Origin of the sequence: Dolomitihabitans soli, assembly GCF_022213955.1 — a bacterium.
Classification (GTDB): domain Bacteria; phylum Actinomycetota; class Actinomycetes; order Streptosporangiales; family Streptosporangiaceae; genus Streptosporangium_A; species Streptosporangium_A soli.
This window is the reverse complement of sequence record NZ_JAKNTW010000001.1, coordinates 405,555-422,121: the sequence shown is the minus strand read 5'-3', so window position 1 is coordinate 422,121 and position 16,567 is coordinate 405,555. Positions and strand designations below refer to the sequence as shown.

At 69.9% G+C, this 16,567-nt stretch carries 13 protein-coding genes and 1 tRNA gene; 4 read left to right on the top strand and 10 right to left on the bottom strand.

Annotation, left to right across the window (positions count from 1 at the left end):
* Positions 1–55: 55 nt before the first annotated feature.
* Together MBA17_RS01905 and MBA17_RS01900 are read right to left on the bottom strand one after the other, a co-directional pair.
* Positions 56–829, bottom strand: coding sequence for an enoyl-CoA hydratase-related protein (locus MBA17_RS01905; RefSeq protein ID WP_238494446.1), 774 nt, complete (start codon positions 827–829; stop codon positions 56–58).
* Between the two features lie 59 nt (positions 830–888).
* A complete protein-coding gene (locus MBA17_RS01900; RefSeq protein WP_238494445.1) occupies positions 889–2,244 on the bottom strand; it encodes a carotenoid oxygenase family protein in 1,356 nt (451 codons plus the stop codon).
* A gap of 145 nt (positions 2,245–2,389) precedes the next feature.
* On the opposite strand from MBA17_RS01900, the gene MBA17_RS01895 reads away from it, so the two are divergent.
* Positions 2,390–3,349 carry a TetR/AcrR family transcriptional regulator C-terminal domain-containing protein gene (locus MBA17_RS01895; protein WP_238494444.1) on the top strand — a complete coding sequence of 320 codons (960 nt, stop codon included), beginning with the start codon at positions 2,390–2,392 and terminating at the stop codon, positions 3,347–3,349.
* 22 nt (positions 3,350–3,371) lie between these two features.
* Here the strand turns inward: MBA17_RS01895 and MBA17_RS01890 are convergent, their stop codons facing one another.
* Both MBA17_RS01890 and MBA17_RS01885 read right to left on the bottom strand, forming a co-directional pair.
* Positions 3,372–4,619 carry a nitric oxide synthase oxygenase gene (locus tag MBA17_RS01890; RefSeq protein WP_238494443.1) on the bottom strand — a complete coding sequence of 416 codons (1,248 nt, stop codon included), beginning with the start codon at positions 4,617–4,619 and terminating at the stop codon, positions 3,372–3,374.
* A gap of 256 nt (positions 4,620–4,875) precedes the next feature.
* Positions 4,876–4,951: transfer RNA gene (locus MBA17_RS01885), tRNA-Asn, on the bottom strand.
* Positions 4,952–5,117: 166 nt separating this feature from the next.
* On the opposite strand from MBA17_RS01885, the gene MBA17_RS01880 reads away from it, so the two are divergent.
* Complete coding sequence (locus MBA17_RS01880) at positions 5,118–5,438, top strand: YtxH domain-containing protein (RefSeq protein WP_238494442.1); 321 nt, start codon at positions 5,118–5,120, stop codon at positions 5,436–5,438.
* Positions 5,439–5,471: 33 nt separating this feature from the next.
* Here the strand turns inward: MBA17_RS01880 and MBA17_RS01875 are convergent, their stop codons facing one another.
* The 4 genes from MBA17_RS01875 to dnaG form a co-directional block, all read right to left on the bottom strand.
* Complete coding sequence (locus tag MBA17_RS01875; protein ID WP_238494441.1) at positions 5,472–5,945, bottom strand: hypothetical protein; 474 nt, start codon at positions 5,943–5,945, stop codon at positions 5,472–5,474.
* On the bottom strand, positions 5,942–7,231 hold the full coding sequence (locus MBA17_RS01870; protein WP_238494440.1) for an amylo-alpha-1,6-glucosidase: 1,290 nt from the start codon (positions 7,229–7,231) through the stop codon (positions 5,942–5,944). Before MBA17_RS01870 ends, MBA17_RS01875 begins: the two co-directional genes overlap by 4 nt.
* A 92-nt stretch (positions 7,232–7,323) precedes the next feature.
* Positions 7,324–8,460 (bottom strand): RNA polymerase sigma factor RpoD, encoded by a 1,137-nt coding sequence (gene rpoD / locus MBA17_RS01865; protein ID WP_238495021.1) that lies wholly within the window; start codon positions 8,458–8,460, stop codon positions 7,324–7,326.
* 206 nt (positions 8,461–8,666) lie between these two features.
* On the bottom strand, positions 8,667–10,574 hold the full coding sequence (gene dnaG / locus MBA17_RS01860; RefSeq protein WP_238494439.1) for a DNA primase: 1,908 nt from the start codon (positions 10,572–10,574) through the stop codon (positions 8,667–8,669).
* 124 nt (positions 10,575–10,698) lie between these two features.
* Between dnaG and MBA17_RS01855 the strand changes: the two genes are divergently transcribed.
* Entirely contained in the window at positions 10,699–11,613 is a 915-nt protein-coding gene (locus MBA17_RS01855; protein WP_238495020.1) for a M23 family metallopeptidase, read from the top strand.
* 56 nt (positions 11,614–11,669) lie between these two features.
* Here the strand turns inward: MBA17_RS01855 and MBA17_RS01850 are convergent, their stop codons facing one another.
* Entirely contained in the window at positions 11,670–12,899 is a 1,230-nt protein-coding gene (locus tag MBA17_RS01850; RefSeq protein WP_238494438.1) for a deoxyguanosinetriphosphate triphosphohydrolase, read from the bottom strand.
* A gap of 666 nt (positions 12,900–13,565) precedes the next feature.
* Between MBA17_RS01850 and MBA17_RS01845 the strand changes: the two genes are divergently transcribed.
* Positions 13,566–14,825, top strand: a complete 1,260-nt coding sequence (locus tag MBA17_RS01845) for an esterase/lipase family protein (RefSeq protein ID WP_238494437.1) — start codon at positions 13,566–13,568, stop codon at positions 14,823–14,825.
* 1,156 nt (positions 14,826–15,981) lie between these two features.
* Here the strand turns inward: MBA17_RS01845 and MBA17_RS01840 are convergent.
* Positions 15,982–16,467 (bottom strand): hypothetical protein, encoded by a 486-nt coding sequence (locus MBA17_RS01840; RefSeq protein WP_238494436.1) that lies wholly within the window; start codon positions 16,465–16,467, stop codon positions 15,982–15,984.
* Positions 16,468–16,567: the final 100 nt, after the last annotated feature.

Genomic DNA, 16,567 nt, shown 5'->3' with positions numbered 1-16,567 from the left:
CCCCACGGACCGCCCCCACGGACCGCCCCCACGGACCCGCCCCTACCGACCGCCTCTACAGGGCGGGGAAGCCGGGGGCGCGGCGTTCGAGGAAGCTGGCGACGCCCTCGGCGAAGTCGGGTCGCTTGAAGGACTCGACCATGAGGCGCTTGGCCGTCGCGGTCGCGTCGTCGAGCGTCTCGTTCCAGTCGCCCCAGATCTGGCGCTTCATGACCGCCATCGAGGCGGGCGAGCTGTGCACGGCCAGTTCGCGCGCGTAGGCCGTCGCCTCCTCGACCAGCCGCTCCCCCGGCACCGAGCGGCTGACCAGGCCCAGCGCCCCCGCCTCGGCGCCGCTGAACGTACGGCCGGACAGCAGCAGGTCCATCGCCCTGGCCTGACCGATCAGCCGGGGCATGATCCAGGACAGGCCGTACTCCGCGATCAGGCCGCGGCGGGCGAACGCGGTCGTCCACTTCGCGTCGTCCGCGGTGAAGACGACGTCGCAGACCAGTGCGTGGACCATGCCGAGCCCCGCGCACGCGCCGTTGACGGCCGCGACCACCGGCTTGCGCAACGAGATCGGGAAGGTGTTGGGCCGTTCGTCCGGCTCGGCCCGGTGCTCGCCGTTCTGGATGGCGGCCAGGGTCTGGAAGTCGGCGCCGGCGCAGAAGCCCTTGCCCGCCCCCGTGACGACGACGGCGCGCACCGCCGGATCGTCGTCGGCCTCCTGGAGCAGGTCGAAGTAGCGCCGCCCCATCGCCTCGGTCCACGCGTTGAGCCGTTCGGGCCGGTTGAACGTCAGCGTTCGAACACCCTGGTCGATCGAGGAGAGCACCAGCTCCGGCATCCCCGCACCCCTTCCATTACCGAATAATGTTCTACATTACGCCACCTCACCGGCGAAGGTCACGCGTCCGGCACCCAGTTGCCGTGCAGCCCGAGCGGAACCCTGACGGGCAGCTGGATCCGCGCCAGCGGCCCGCCCGCGAGATCCTGCGCCGACATGATCACCAGGTCGGCCGCGCCACGGTCGGGGGCGTGCACGTAGGCCATGAGATAGCCGTCGTCCTCCGCGACGCCCCCCGCGCGCGGGACGAACACGGCCTCCCCGACCGCGGCGTCCCCGGCGAAGCCGTACACCTCGGTGGCACCGCGGACCAGGTCGTGCTTGACCAGCGCGTTGGTGAAGTAGCCGTCCGAGGGGTCCGCGCCGAGCCGGAAGGGGGCGTCGTAGAGGGCCGTGGCCGAGGAGTAGCCGTAGCGGTGGGGGCGCGACTGGAAGGCGTCGTTCACCCGGGGGAAGTCCTGCGGGCGGTCGTCGATCGTCCGCTGGTCGACCGTGCCCGCGGCGAGGTCGATCGTCCAGCGGTCCAGCGTGGGCAGGATGCCGCCCGGGTTCGCCACGTCGAACGGGTTGTGGAACCTGACCAGGTCGACGACGATCGTCGAGCCGTCCTCGTAGGCGTTCAGCGTGTGGCTCACGTGACAGGGGTCGATCGGCAGCCAGCGGACCTCGCCGCCGGCCCTGGGCAGCACCCCCACCCTGGCGGGATGGCCCTCGTTCCAGGAGTACGGCGCGCTCTCCCCGGACATCGCCAGCTTCATGTCGAGGGTCACCGGCACGTCGTAGAGGACCACGTGGTTCTCGGTGATCGCGAAGTCGTGCATGAACGGCGACCCGGGCACCTCGACGGCGGTCGAGGCCGTGACCACCCCCGTGGCGTCCGTGACGATGTGCCACACGGTGTCCACACCGGCGATGTAGGCGAGGGAGTGCAGCTCACCCGTGCGCGGATCATGCTTCGAGTGGGCGTTCGCGGTGAAGCCGCCGGGGATCGCGCCGAGGTCGCACGGGCCCACGGTGTCCAGTTCGTAGCTCAGCTCGTAGGGGCGGATCCCCGCCTCGCTGAGGGCGACCGTACGGCCCGCGTGCCGGAGCACGTGGATGTTGGGAGCGAGGTCCGGCATCCCGCCCGGAGGCACGGCGCCCCGGGGCTCGCCGAGGGCGTCGGCGACGAGTGAGGACCTGACCCAGCGGTTGCGGTACCACTCGGCCCGCCCGTCGCGCAGCCGCACGCCGTGAACCATTCCCTCGCCCAGCGCCCAGACGTGCGCGGCGGGGTCCTCCACGCCGATCGGGTTGGGCCCCATCCGAAGATAGCGGCCGTCCAGGTCGGCGGGGACGCGCCCGGTCACGGGCAGGTCGTATGCCGTCACCTCCTCGGCCACGGGAGCGAAAGAGCCTTCCAGATAGCGGTTCATCCTGGTTCCTCGTCTTGTTGCCAGCAGATGCGTACAACGTACATAACTTTGCCTCCCTTCGCTATATTCGCTGTTAAAAGGCCATAAATCTGCCCTACTGCACTAGTGCTGATAATCTCGATCGCATGTCTGCACTAGTACAGCCATGACGCGGCCCGACCCGCCGTACCTTCGGATCGTGGGCGAGATCCGGCGCCGGATCGTCTCCGGCGAGCTGCGGCCCGGCGACCGGGTGCCCTCGACCCGCCACATCACGCGGGAGTGGGGGGTCGCGATGGCGACCGCCACCAAGGTGCTGGCCACGCTGAGCCAGGAGGGTCTCGTCACGACCGTGCCGCGCACCGGCACCGTGGTGGCCACCCCCGCCGCCCCTCCCGAGGAACGGCGGCCGGCCCGCAGGACCGATCGCGAACTGGGCCGCGACCGCATCGTGCGCGCGGCGATCTCGATCGCCGACACCCAGGAGTTCACGGCGCTGTCCATGCGCGCCGTCGCGGCCGAGCTCGGTGTCGCCACCATGTCCCTGTACCGCCACGTGCGCACGAAGGCGGAGCTGGCGGAGCTCATGACCGACGCCGCGTTCGGCGAGATCGACTTTCCCCCGGACCCGCCGGCCGGGTGGCGGGAGCGACTGGAGGTGGGCGCCCGTCAGCAGTGGGGCGTCTACCGGCGGCACCCCTGGCTGGTGAGTCTCCTGTCGCTGACCCGCCCGCAGGCACAGCCCAACCTGCTCGCCTACGGCGAGTGGGCGATCCGCGCGCTGGACGGGCTCGGCCTGGATCCGCCCACGATGTTCTACATGCACTTCACCCTGGTCAGCTACGTGCGCGGCACCGCCGTGAACCTCCAGTCCGAAGCCGAGGCGGAACAGGACACCGGGCAGTCCATCGAAGAGTGGTTCAGCGCGCAGGGCCCGGTGTTCGAGGCGGCCCTCGCCTCGGGCTCGTTCCCGGCGTTCACCGACGTCAAGGGCCGGGCCGGCGAGTTCGGCCTCGACCTCGACCAGATCTTCGAGTTCGGCCTCCAGCGGCTGCTCGACGGCTTCGGCGCCGTGATCGACGGCACGGCGGGCTCACCCGCGCCAGGGCCGCCACGGCCGTCCTGAGCGCCTCGTGGCCGCCGCCCGGTCAGATGCCGGACGGCAGGCCGTCCGCATGATGCACGAAGGCGGGCGAAAGCTGCACGTCGTCGTAGTACCGGTGGAAGACGGGCGTGGCCGCGCCCGACATCGGCGGAACGATCCAGCTCCAGTCGGCCGGGCAGACCCGGCCCGCCAGCTCCTCGCGCTCCAGGTGGGTCAGGAAGCGGCGCGACTCGGTGTGGTGGTCGCTGATCGTGACCTCGGCCTTGTCGAAGGAGTGCAGCACCGCCACGTTGAGCTCCACCAGCGCGTGGTCACGCCACAGCGAGCGTTCCGAGGAGGTGTCCAGCCCCAGCCGCTCGGCGATGACCGGCAACATGTCGTAGCGGTCCGCGTCGGCCAGGTTGCGCGCGCCGATCTCGGTGCCCATGTACCACCCGTTGAAGGGCGCGCACGGGTAGCGGACCCCGCCGATCTCCAGAGCCATGTTCGAGATCGCCGGTACGGCGTGCCAGCGCAGGCCGAGCCCGGCGAACCACGGGTAGGACGGATGACTCAGCTCGACCTCCAGCACGGCGTCGCCGGGGATCGTGGCCAGCAGGGTCCGCCCGTCGCCCCCGGTGACCACCATGGGCAGCACGTCGAACGGCGTGCCCGGGCCGCCTCGCCAGCCATGCCGGCGTACCGCTTCGGTGAGGACGGCGTTGCGCGGGTCGCCGAGCAAGGTGCCGTCCCGCCTGCGGTAGCCCGCGTACCTGATGAGCTGCTCGTTCCAGATGCGCGGCCCCGGGACGCCCGGCCGCTCCGGGGCGAACACCGTGATCGTCGGCCTGATCTTGCCTCGGGTCGCGCTCTCCCGCAGGTGGCCGACCGATTCCACGGCGATGCCCTCGGGCGTGTCGACGTGCCTGCGGTCGCGCACGCGCATCGACTTCCAGTAGAGGCGGCCGATGCACCTGCTGCTGTTGCGCCAGGCCACCCTGGCGCCGTAGGCGAGCTCCTGCGGCGTGTGCGTGTAGGTGCCGGTGTCGTCGATCTGGGCCCGAACCTCGCGCACCCGCGGCCTGATCGAGCCGGCCTGCGGGTTCTCGAGGTAGAAGAGCTTGAGGAACTCGCCGGCCGCCGCAAGGTCGGCCGTGCCCGGGGGCCGGTCGCCGGCGGGCGGAGCGGCCGGCGGTCGACCCGCCCCCGCCTCCCCGCGTACCGGGCACGCGGGTTCGGCTCCGCGGCCACCATCGACATCACCTTCGGCCGGTTCCGACCCGTCGGGCCGGGACCTTCGCCAGGTAAGCACGTAAGAACCGTCCACACTCTGTTCGCGGGCCGCGTCACCGTTCCGGGCGGCGCCGAGACCCTTCGCGCAACGGCCTTGTCCCCCGTTGCGATCATGTCCATTTACCGCGGCGGCCACGGGCCAGCGGAGACGCCTGTGGCATATGACATCTTCTGTGATTTTCCATGATTTGTCGTGCAAACCAATAAAATCGCTGTTCAGAAGGGGTGGGAACGCGAAAGAACCCCTGGGAAAGATCCCAAGGGTTCTTCGAGTGTGGCTCCCGCGAGAGGACTCGAACCTCTAACCTGCCGGTTAACAGCCGGCTGCTCTGCCGATTGAGCTACACGGGATCGCACCTGCCCACCAGCCGGCTGGAACCTTTCGGCCCTGCCTGCGGCGTGCGGAACTAGATTAGCGCACATCCACGGGTGCGTGTTCCACATTGTCCGCCGGGTAGATCCGGGGTGGAGCGGCGCACCCGGGGTAGGGGGCCAGCAACAGGCGGAGGTGGAGAAGATGCGTTACCGAGCGATGTTCGCCATCGGGCTGGCGGTCGGCTACGTGCTGGGCAGCCGGGCCGGACGCGAGCGTTACGAGCAGATCAAACGAACGGCCCGGCGTGTCGCCGACAATCCCTCGGTTCAGGAGGCCGCGGGCCTGTTCGGCGCGCAGCTCTCGAAGGCCGCGGGCCTGGCCAAGAGCAAGGCGGGCGGCGTGCTGGGCGACCGCGTGCCGTTCCTGCACCGGAACAACGGCGACCGGGCCGGCGACCCGACCGGCACGGGCTGGCCGGGCGAGAAGAGCGAGAAGACCGCCGAGCCGAGCACGCCGTTCTGAGGGCGGCGTGTGAAGGGCCCCGAGTCGGGCCCTTCACACGCCCATGCTGCGCCGTACCTCCTCCAGCGACTGCTCGGCGAGCGCGCGCAGGCCGGGGTCGGCGGGGTCGAGGCCGGGGTCGAAGAGCAGGTCCCAGACGGGTTCGTCGCTGTCGGGCGTCCTGCGGGCGATGAACCGCACTCCCCCGCGATCGGTCAGCGGCACGTAGCGGCTGACCAGGATGGCGGCCGTCACCCGCTCCCGGACGGCCTCCGGCAGTCTGCCGGGCTCGGGCAGCGACACCGAGTGGTGGTCGCCCGAGGTGGTGGAGATCCGCAGGCCGTCCTCGTCCCACGCGGCCCGGTCGATCGTGTGCCACGGCAGGCGGACGCCCCCTGGCAGGTAGAGCGCCTTGTCGGTGACCACCACGTGGCCGCCGCCGGCGGCCGCCCCGTGCGTGAGCACCCGGTCGCCGGGATCCGTCGTGACATCGGCGGGCAGCCGGCGCGAGCCGAAGGGGAACCTCATGGCTCCACGTTATCGGCGAGCAGATCCAGGGTGAGCGCCGCCGACCAGGAGAAGTCACGGCAGCCGCGGCCGGTGCCGTCGAAGGGGTCGAAGCACTCGCGGAAACCGGCCTGCCGTACGAGCCGCAGGGTGCAGGCCGAAAGGACCCGCGCGAGCTCCGGCCGGCCGTGCAGGCCCGCCGCGTGCCGCAGCAGCCAGTTGGTGTTCACCCAGGAGGGACCGCGCCAGTAGTTGGACCTGTCGAACCGCGGGGACCGGATCTCGCAGCTCGGCACCGGGTAGCCGGCCGCGCCCATGAACCTGCCCGACTCCAGCGTGGTCAGCAGCGCGCCGACGTGCTCCGGCGCGAGGCGCGGGTCGAGCAACGGAGTGAAGGAGCCCACGGTGGCGACCGGGATCAGCTTGTCCGTCCTCAGGTCACGGGCGAAGTAGAGGCCGTCCCACAGGCGGGCGGCCAGCGCGTGCCTGATCCGCTCGGCCGCCTCCAGCTGCGGCCGGGGGTCGGCGCCCGCGAGCGGCGCCAGCTCGGCCATCGCCTCGCAGGAGGCCAGCCAGATGGCGTTGAACATCGGGTCCTCGACCGCGAAGGGATGGTCGTGGCGAAGGTAGGAGGGGTCGTAGCCGGAGTCGCGGTAACGCAGCGCCAGCCAGACGTAGCGGTCGTGGTGGTTGTCGGGGTGGCGAGCGGGCAGATCATCGCGCAGATAGCCGTAGCGGACCGCGGGGAGGGCGCCCAGCGGCTCGTCCCAGGCCGGGCTGTCGTCCATGCCCGACTCCCACGGGTGCACGATCGCCGCCAGCCCCGCTCCGCCGAGGTCGCGGGCGGTCTCCAGATAGCGGTGCTGGGCCGCGAGCATCGGGTAGACGTGCCGGACGAAGGCGGCGGCGGAGCCCGAGTCGGTGGCGTGGCGCCACACCCACCACGCCGCGAACGCCTCCAGCGGCGGCTGGACGAGACCGGAGGTGGCCACCCTGCGCGGAGCCGCCGGCCGGTCGCGGGAGCGCCACAGCGACGGGCCGGGGAAGTAGCCGCCCTCGGTGTGGTAGACGACGTGCGGCACCATGCCGGTGCGCCACTGGCCGTCGAAGAGACTGATCAGCTCGGCGTGCGCCCTGCCCGGGTCGGCGCGGGCCAGGCCGATGGCCACGAAGGCCGAGTCGAGGCTCCACTGGTGCGGGTATAAGCCCGGGGCGGGCATGGTGCCCGTTCCGGTCCAGTTGGCGTCGAGCACCGCCAGCGCCTCGCGCCCGAGCGCGGCGTCGTCGACTGCGGGCCGCGCGTCCATCCCCCCAGTCTGCGCCGTGACGCCCCGGGTGAACAGCCCTGGGAGATCCTCAGGAGCCGCCGTCTCCTGCGCCGGAGACAGCGGCTCCCACCTCAGTCGAGATAGTCCCTGAGCATCTGCGCCCTGGTCGGATGCCGGAGCTTGGCGAGGGTCTTCGACTCGATCTGCCGGATCCGTTCCCTGGTCACGCCGAACTCCCTGCCGACCTCCTCCAGGGTCCTCGGATGCCCGTCGGACAGCCCGAAGCGCAACTGGATGATGCGCTGTTCCCGGTCCGAGAGCGTGGCGAGGATGTCGTCGAGCTGGTCCTGCAGCATGATGAACGCGGCCGCCTCCATGGGCACCACCGCGTCCGCGTCCTCGATGAAGTCTCCGAGGTCGGAGTCCTCCTCACCGATCGGCGACTGCAGCGAGACGGGCTCCTGGGCGATCCGCTGGATCTCGACCACCCGGTCGACCGGCAGATCCATCTCCAGCGCGATCTCCTCGGGCGCGGGTTCACGGCCGAGATCCTGGTGTAACTGCCGCTGGACCCGGACCAGCTTGTTGATCGTTTCCACCATGTGCACCGGAATTCGAATGGTGCGCGCCTGGTCGGCGATCGCGCGGGTGATCGCCTGACGAATCCACCAGGTGGCGTAGGTGGAAAACTTGTAACCCTTGGTGTAGTCGAATTTCTCGACTGCGCGGATGAGCCCGAGATTGCCTTCCTGGATCAGATCGAGGAACAACATCCCGCGGCCGACATATCGCTTGGCGATCGACACCACGAGCCTCAGATTGGCCTCGATCAGCCGCTGCTTCGCGCGCGTGCCGTCCCAGACGAGCTCCCGGAACTCCGGGAAGGCCAGCCGTGCGACACCGCCGCCCAGCTTGTCCTCCGCGAACAACCCCGCCTCGATCGACTTGGCGAGCTCCACCTCCTCCTCGGCCGTCAACAGGGGCACCCTGCCGATCTCCCGCAGGTAGATGCGTACGAGATCACTCGTTGGCGCCCTTTTGCTGACGTCCTCCTCATCGGGCCGGGCGGGCTCCTCGTCGCCCTGCGGCTCAAGGACCTCCACTCCGTGCTCAGCGAGCATCCGCACCACGCGCTCCAGCGCGTCGGACGGCAACTCGGACCGGTCAAGCGCGGCGGCCACGTCTTCGACAGTGACGCTCCCGCGCTCCCTTCCCTTCGCCACAAGGTCCGCCACCTGGTCTACCGATGGCGGCCCACTTGGCAGCACCGATGCACCCACGGAACACAGTCTGCTGTATTGGGCGTGTAAAACGGCAGACCTATTTTTGTCACCGAAGGTAAGGTTCACGTCATTACCAAAACGAGATCTGTCAAAGGTTTGGCAGAGGCATAAGCAGGAAAGTAATGCCGATTACGCGTTCAGTGTCGATGGCCGTGCCGTGAACCGAGGGTGGCCGCTGCCCGGCGACCGGGTCAGGCGCTGCCCGCCGCGCGGTCGCGCAGCACCCGCCGCTGCTGCTCCAGCGCGACGAGCTCACCGAAGAGCCGGTTGTAGTCCTGCTGCTCCTCGACCGGGTTGAGCCGCTGCAGGCGCGACTTCACCAGCGCGATGGCCCGGTCGACGGAGATCGCCTCCAGCGCCGCGAGCATGGCCCCGCCGTACCTCTCCTCGTTCTGGACCTCGGCGCGCAGTCCTTCCACCGCCAGACGGGTGATCACCGGGCGGAGGGTGTCCTCCACGCCGTTGAGGAGGTGGTCGACCCACTCCCTGCCGCCGGGCCCCGCCTGCGCGACGCCGCCGGCCCCCAGGATCCAGGCGTAGATCCGGACGTGCTCCGGCAGGGTGAACGCCTGCGGGCCGAGCGCGTCGAAGCCCGGGCCGAGCAGTGCGGGACGCTGTACGGCCAGCTTGAGGACCTCCGCCTCGACCCGGACGCCCGGATCGGCGGGATCGGCCTGCTGCTTCGGCTCGGGCCTGGCCCGCCCGCGCCCCTCGGCCCGCCCGCGTTCCTCACCCCGCCCGCGCTCCTCGCCCCGGCGCGGCGGAGTGAGCCTGGCGGCCACCTCGGTGATCCGTTCGACGACGAGCCGCTCGTTCATGAAGCCGAGCCAGCGGTCGAGGTCGACCGCGTACATCTGGCGGAGGGCGCGGTCCTTGATCGAGGCGATGACGGGCGCCGCGGCGTCGAGCGCGGCCAGCTTGCCCTCGTTGGTCGCCAGGTCGTAGCGGGCGATCATGCTCCGCACGGCGAAGGCGAACAGCGGCTCCCTGGTCGCGATCAGCTCCCTGACCGCGGCGTCTCCGTGCTTGACCCGCAGGTCGCACGGGTCGAGCCCGTCGGGCTGGACCGCCACGAAGGTCTGGGTGACGAACTTCTGCTCGTCGGCGAACGCGCGCAGCGCCGCCTTCTGCCCGGCCGAGTCGCCGTCGAAGGTGAAGACGACCTCGCCCCTGAACTCCGCCTGGTCGAGCAGCAGCCGGCGCAGGACCTTAATGTGGTCTTCGCCGAAGGAGGTGCCGCAGGTGGCCACCGCGGTCGGCACCCCGGACAGATGGCAGGCCATCACGTCGGTGTATCCCTCGACGATCACGGCCTGGGAACGCTTGGAGATCTCGCGCTTGGCCAGGTCGATCCCGTAGAGTACGGAGCCCTTGTGGTAGAGCGGACTTTCGGGCGTGTTCAGGTATTTCGGACCGTCGTCACTGTCGAGCAGTTTGCGCGCGCCGAAGCCGATCACCTCGCCGGTGATCTCGCGGATCGGCCAGACCAGCCGCCCCCGGAACCGGTCCACCGGGCCTCTTCTGCCCTCTCTCGCCAGGCCGCCCTTGATCAGCTCGGCGGCCGAGAAGCCGCGGCCCATCAGGTGTCTGGCGAGCCGGTCCCAGTCGGGAGGGGCGAATCCGATCCCGAACTGCTCGGCGTCGACCCGCTCGAATCCCCGCTCGGACAGGAACCTGCGCCCCGGCGCGGCCTCGGCCCCGCCGAGCTGCTCCGCGTAGTATTCGGCCGCCGCCCGGTGCGCGTCGATGAGCCTGGTGCGCTCGCCGTGCTCCCGGCCCGGCACGTAACCGCCCTGCTCGTAGCGGAGCTGGATGCCGGCCCGCGCGGCGAGGCGCTCGATCGCCTCGGAGAAGGTCAGGTGCTCCAGCCGGCGGACGAACGTGATGACGTCGCCGCCCTCCGCGCACCCGAAGCAGTACCAGTAGCCGCGGGCGGGCGTGACGTTGAAGGACGGGCTCTTCTCGTCGTGGAAGGGGCACAATCCCTTGAGGTTGCCGCCGCCGGCGTTGCGCAGCTGCGTGTGCTCGCCGACCACCTCTTCGATCGGTGAGCGCTCGCGAACGAGCGCGATGTCGTCGTCACTGATCCTACCGGCCACGTCGCGAGTCTATTGGCGTCGTCCGACAGATCGTGCCCGGACTTCCCTGAACAGGTCATGACCAATGCGGCAGTCGGTTACAAATGGAGGGTCTGAATGTGGATAACGTACGCGGGTGGAGCACATGCGATCGGGATATCTCGGGCATCTGGCGGTTGTGACGGGCGCGCTGTTACTCACCAGCGCCTGCGGGACGGCCGGCGGCGTGGCCGGCGTGCCTGCCGCGGCGGGCGCCGAGGCGGTGGCCCAGGCCCCGGACTCGGTGATCGCCACCATCCCCCAGGCGACCCCCTCGGGTGGCCCGCAGGCGTCCGTACAGCGCCCGGCGGGTGAGGAGCCGGTACGGGTGCCCCCGCCGAAGATCTCGAAGTTCGCCTACGCCTTCCCGGTGAAGGACTGCAAGGCCAGCTATTCGAGGAAGCTGCTCATCCTGCCCAAGACCACCATCTGGGCCGACAAGGGCTGCGCCTTCGTCTCCCCCGTGGACGGCACGGTCGACGAGGTGAACACACAGAACCGCTGGTCGGCCGCCACCGACCGGGGTGCCCAGCGCGAAGGCCTGTTCGTGACCGTCATCGGCAAGGACGGCGTGCGCTACCTGGGCGGCCATCTCGACTCCGTGTCCCCCGGGATCAAGCCCGGCACGAAGGTCAAGGTGGGACAGACTCTCGGCCAGATCGGCAACTCGGGCAACGCCCGCGACACCGCGAGCAACCTCTACTTCGCGATCTCCTGGAAGACCGGCCCGGGTCTGTGGTGGGTGCGCAGGGGCATGGTCGAGCCCTGGGACTATCTGGACGCCTGGCACGACGGCAACCCCACGCTCTCGCCCAGGGACGAGATGCTGAAGATCAGGCGCAAGGCCGGCGCCACCCCGCAGTGCCGGACGCTGTGCGCGAGCAGGCCGGCCACTTCCCCGTCGAACAAGCCGGAGGAGCGGAAGCCGCCGAAGCCCGTGGAGCCGCGACCGCAGCCGAGCGTGCTCGAACCCGTGACGAGCGACCCGGCCGGCCTCCGCTCGGGCCCGGCCCCGGACTGAGCCGGGCTCGCCGGTGCGGGGGCGCGCTCCCGCACCGGACGGAACCCGGGCGCGGGTCAGCGGGTCAGGCGGCTGTGCCAGCTCACCGCGGAGGTGTCGGTGAGCGAGGCGATCTGGTCGATGACCACCCGGATCCGGCCCGCGTCGTCGGGCGCCCGGGTGAAGGCCGGCTGTAACGCGGGCTCCAGGGTGCCCGGCGCGCCGAGCATGATCATCGCACTCAGCTCGGCGATCAGCTCCCGCTGGCGGGCCTGCTTGGCGTTGTGGTCGTCGCTGCACATCACGTAGTGCGCGGTGATCCCCTTCAGCACGGCGCACTCCAGCCTGGTCTCCCTGGGGACCACCAGATCGGCGTCGTAACGCCCCGGCCGCGCGCCGTACCGCTCCGTCGTCGCGAGCTGCGCGGACCTGCACAGCCTGCCGATGAGCGCGCTGGTGAGGCCCTTGAGCGCGGCCAGGTCGGCGAGCGTGCCGTCGAAGTGCCGCGGCCAGTACGGCGCGGCGGACAGGCGGTCGAGCGCGGCCTCCAGCTCGGCGAGGCCGGCGTCCGGCGCGTACCACCCGATGGTGCGCTCGCAGACCTCGGCCCGCTCGACCGGCGACCGGAGCGCGCCGAGGGTGACGTGCCCGGAGTGCAGCGCGTCCTCCAGATCGTGGACCGAGTAGGCGACGTCGTCGGCCCAGTCCATGATCTGCGCCTCGAAGCTCACCCTTCCCGGCGGCGCGCCCTCCCTCAGCCAGTCGAAGACGGGCAGGTCGTCGGCGTAGACGCCGTACGATCGCCGCGACTCGCGCGGCCAGGGATACTTCGAGGCGGCGTCGAGGGCGGCCCTGGTCAGGTTGAGCCCGGCGCTGCGACCGTCTTCCGTGACCACCTTGGCTTCGAGCCTGGTCAGCAGCCGCAGGCTCTGCGCGTTGCCCTCGAAGCCGCCGCACGGGGCGGCCAGCTCGTCGAGCACCGCCTCGCCGTTGTGCCCGAACGGCGGATGGCCCAGGTCGTGTGCCAGGCACGCGGTCTCGACCAGGTCGGGGTCACGGCCGAGCGCCTTGCCCATCTCGCGCCCGATCTGCGCGCACTCCAGCGAGTGGGTGAGCCGGGTGCGCGGGATGTGCTGCCCGTTGCCCAGTGTCTCGCCCGGCCCGACCACCTGGGTCTTGGCCGCCAGCCGCCGCAGCGCGGAGGAGTGCAGCACCCTCGCGCGGTCGCGCTCGAACACACCGCGCTCGGGGTTGCCGGGCGGCTCCGGCACCCATCTCGCCTGATCGTGCTCGCTGTAAAGTCCCACAGTGACTTGAGACTATTCCCCGCGAACGGCCCATCGTCACATGGCCCGCGACAGCACCAGGTCAGCCCGCCGATTCCCGGCGCCCCACGCCCACATCCCGTGCCGGTTCCCCTAAAGATCTTTCGCCGGCGGTGCACACAGGTCTGGCTGTGCCACGGCGCCGGCTTCGGCGCGGTCGCATACGTCGCCCGGTCGCGCGAGGCCGCAGAGCACGCCCAGCACTGTCTCTGTTCATGAGGTGCTACTGGGGCAAGGAGCAGCCTGGATGACCACTGCCACGCAAGACACCAGCACCCGCCCATCTCTCATCGCTCCCCCGCCGCGACGTAAGGACCCACCGCGACAGCCACGGCCGGGAGATCTACGCCGACACCGGCCGGCCGGTCGAGGAACGGCTCGGCTCCCACATCGTGCTCCGGGTCGGGGGGCAGAGAGATTTGGACCGGAATCCGGCGTTAACGGGGTTCCCGCAGGTCAGTGAAACTCCCTGTCATCGCGGTCTTTCAGATGTGGAGCCCGTCAGGAGGACGACACCAGCCTTGTCGCTCTCCGTGCTGGATTGAATACTTTATGTGACTATGCTGGTAGGAGGTGCCGATCTCGCGGCGCTTGCGCGGGGGCCGGTCGTTCGGTTGCTCCGCGACCTACTCAAGGAGTCAACTGATCATGTCCGCACCCGTCGTTGACGTCTGGGGCCCGGTCGCCCCAGGGCCCCGTGCCTCCTTTCCCCCCGCGCCAGAACCACATGACGAATGGCCCCTCCCCGGCGGAACGGCCTGGGTCTACTACAGCCCGCTGAACCGCAGGCAGCTCATCAGGCCCGTCATCCTCTCCGATGGCTTCTCCGTCGGGTCGAGCAACCTCGACCAGCTCTGGAATGGGCTGGAGGAAAACGGCGACTACCGCTTCGTCTCCGAACTCCACGCGACCGGCCGCGACGTGATCATCCTCGGCTACGACGACCGGACGGCCTCGATCACGGACAACGCCGACACCGCCATCGACTGCATCCGGCGGGCCATCGCCGAGCGGGTGGGCAGGGCGAAGCTGACCGTGGGCGGATTCAGCATGGGCGGACTGGTCACCCGCTACGCGCTGGCCAAAATGGAGCAAGACCCCGAGCTTCCCGACCACGAGACGGACATCTACCTCTCCTACGACACCCCCCACAACGGCGCATGGCTGCCCATCTCCCTTCAGGCATTCACCCACTTCGCCACGGACAACTGGGGCGACACCGACGGCCTGGGCCCCGTCCTGCGCCAGTTCTCCGGGCTGCTCAACAGCCCCGCCGCCAAGCAGATGGCGCGCTGGCACATCGAAAAGGTCGGCGACACCCCGAAGGAAGCACCAGAGCGGGTGACGTTCCTCCAAGCGCTCGACGAGCTCGGGGGATGGCCGCGAAACCTCCGCAAGATCGGTGTCGCCAACGGCGTGGACACCGGCACCGGCAACGGCGTCAAGGCCGACGCGACCGCGGTCAAGTGCAACGGTGCCACGCTGAACGACACATGGCTCAAGACCCAGGCCCAGGGTGAGCAGGTCGTCGCGCGCCTGCAGAAGACAGGTGAACAGCCGACCTCGGTGCGCACCAACGGACTGCCCGACATCGACGGCGCTCCCGGAGGCCTGTTCACCCTGGCCTCCCCCACGGGCGACACCGGCAGCTTCGGCCTGGCCGCTCTCCTCATGGCGCTGCTGGGCAACACCGTGGACCCGGACGTCATCAGCACGTCCTGCTTCATCCCCAGCATCAGCGCCGCCGCCGCCGGCGACATCAACGACCCCAAGGCGCTCTACCGTCCGATCACACCGGACCACAGCGAACTCGACGCCTTCGCCTGCGCCGGCCGCAACGAAGGACACACCACCATGACCGAAGAACTCGGAGCATGGATCGTGAACGAGATCGTCGCAACCGGGTGACCAACCGGGGTGGGCAGGCCGCACCGACGGGCCCGCCCACCCCACCGGTGGCCACCCGCCGGCCTTCACCGAGATCGTCGACGTCTCCGCGTGCCCGCACTGCCACCGGCCGACGCTCTACGCCGACGGGCAATGGCGCCACCACCTCGGCGGCTTCCCCGCCGAATGCGCCCATCGCGAGCCCGCCCCGCCAAGGAAACCGCGGCAGGAGGGCACGTTCGAGATCGGCACCAGGCGAGGATCCGCCGAGCTGAACTCGTGGGTCCGGTCACCGCGCGCTGGACCTGATACACCTCCCACCTGGTGCGGTTGAGCCGGGCCTGGTGCTCGGCGAGCACGGGGGCCAGGTCGGCTCGGTCGGCCATCAGGTCCCGCAGGCGGAGTCCCAGCCTGGTGTGCCTGTCCATTCCGGCGAGGCCTTGGGCTGGGTTCAGCCGGATCGCGATCTCCTCCAGGGCCAGGGGGAGCGCCCCCTCGCCGGGGAACCGCTCGAACCGGTCTGCGTCCTCAGAAGCCAGCCGGACGGGGAGGACGACTCGTGACCCCGCTATCCGTCAGCGGGCAGTGTCAAGCGCAAGCGCCCGACCGTCCGCAAGACCTCGGCACGGTTCTTGGCGGTCTTGAGCCAAGTGGGCAGGCGCTCTACCAGACTTGCCGGAGCCCAAGCCACAAGATCTCCACGTTCGCGCAGTTTCGCAGCCACATAGGCCTCCAACAAGTCGAGATGACGGACGTTATAGGCCCACAGCACACGTCCGCAGCAACTCGCCTGCAACCACACCGGCCGCTGGAAGAAAGGATCGACAGGACCGCCGACGACAGCGGAGCCGACCGTCTCGTCCTTGAAGTAGCCACACTCCCTACAGCGCAAGCGCCGACGGAAGTTCATGACCCCGGTGGAAGCCGCCTCACCATCCTCAAGCGTCCCCGGATGCGCCAAGACGACAGCGCACCCGTCGCACCGAGGACAGCGCACCAGCACCTCGTCGATGAAGTCGTACCCGTACTTCCGTTCGCGCCGGTCTCGGAACCGGCCACCAGGATCCGATGCACTCCCTGTCACCCGATCAGCCTGCCAGAGGCCCATCGCGATACAGAGCCGACACCCGTCTTGCCCGACCCGAGCACCATCAGATCCGCTCACCGGCCAGCACCGTTACCGCATATTCGCAATAACACAGAATGTGCAGGCGCTCTTTCCCCAGTCCCGGCCGGTCTTGTTCTTGATTCCTGCCTGGCAGGCTGCCCGGTCCTTGCCTTGTTCGGCCAGCGGATACCAGCCGCACCGAAGGTCGGTGTCGTGCGCCTTGTCCTTGGCGATCCGCGGCGCCTCGTTGACCTCGAAACCCACCAGGTGCAGGTACCGCCGGCCGCAGGTCACCCGGGTTTCGCGGATGACGTCGAGGGGGACTCCTTTCGCTTTCTGGCTGCATTTCTTGGCTCCGGCCAGCTGGGGGATGGTGCCGCCCAGCCGCATCTCCTGGCCTAGCGTCCAGTAGGGCCGCTCCCTGGTCGGCCGCGTGCAGCATGTCGTCGGCTGGTCGGTGTCGTCCAAGATCGTCACACCGTGCTGCTTCAGCGGGCCTCGCCGGGCGACCTGGATGGTTCGCACCCGGGCGGCGGCCAGGCGCGGGAACAGCACTTCTTCCAGATCTCGTTGGACGACGGCCAGGCGACCTTGGGGGAAGGGGCGTTCGCCGGGATCATCGAGTGGATGTGCCGACGGCGTGGCGCTGTCCTGC

Coding starts and splice junctions, on each gene's coding strand:
- MBA17_RS01870 (WP_238494440.1), bottom strand. CDS start 7,231: ATGGACGCGCGGCCCGCAGTCGACGACGCCGCGCTCGGGCGCGAGGCG.
- MBA17_RS01900 (WP_238494445.1), bottom strand. CDS start 2,244: ATGAACCGCTATCTGGAAGGCTCTTTCGCTCCCGTGGCCGAGGAGGTG.
- MBA17_RS01875 (WP_238494441.1), bottom strand. CDS start 5,945: ATGAGGTTCCCCTTCGGCTCGCGCCGGCTGCCCGCCGATGTCACGACG.
- MBA17_RS01895 (WP_238494444.1), top strand. CDS start 2,390: ATGACGCGGCCCGACCCGCCGTACCTTCGGATCGTGGGCGAGATCCGG.
- MBA17_RS01855 (WP_238495020.1), top strand. CDS start 10,699: ATGCGATCGGGATATCTCGGGCATCTGGCGGTTGTGACGGGCGCGCTG.
- MBA17_RS01880 (WP_238494442.1), top strand. CDS start 5,118: ATGCGTTACCGAGCGATGTTCGCCATCGGGCTGGCGGTCGGCTACGTG.
- MBA17_RS01905 (WP_238494446.1), bottom strand. CDS start 829: ATGCCGGAGCTGGTGCTCTCCTCGATCGACCAGGGTGTTCGAACGCTG.
- MBA17_RS01845 (WP_238494437.1), top strand. CDS start 13,566: ATGTCCGCACCCGTCGTTGACGTCTGGGGCCCGGTCGCCCCAGGGCCC.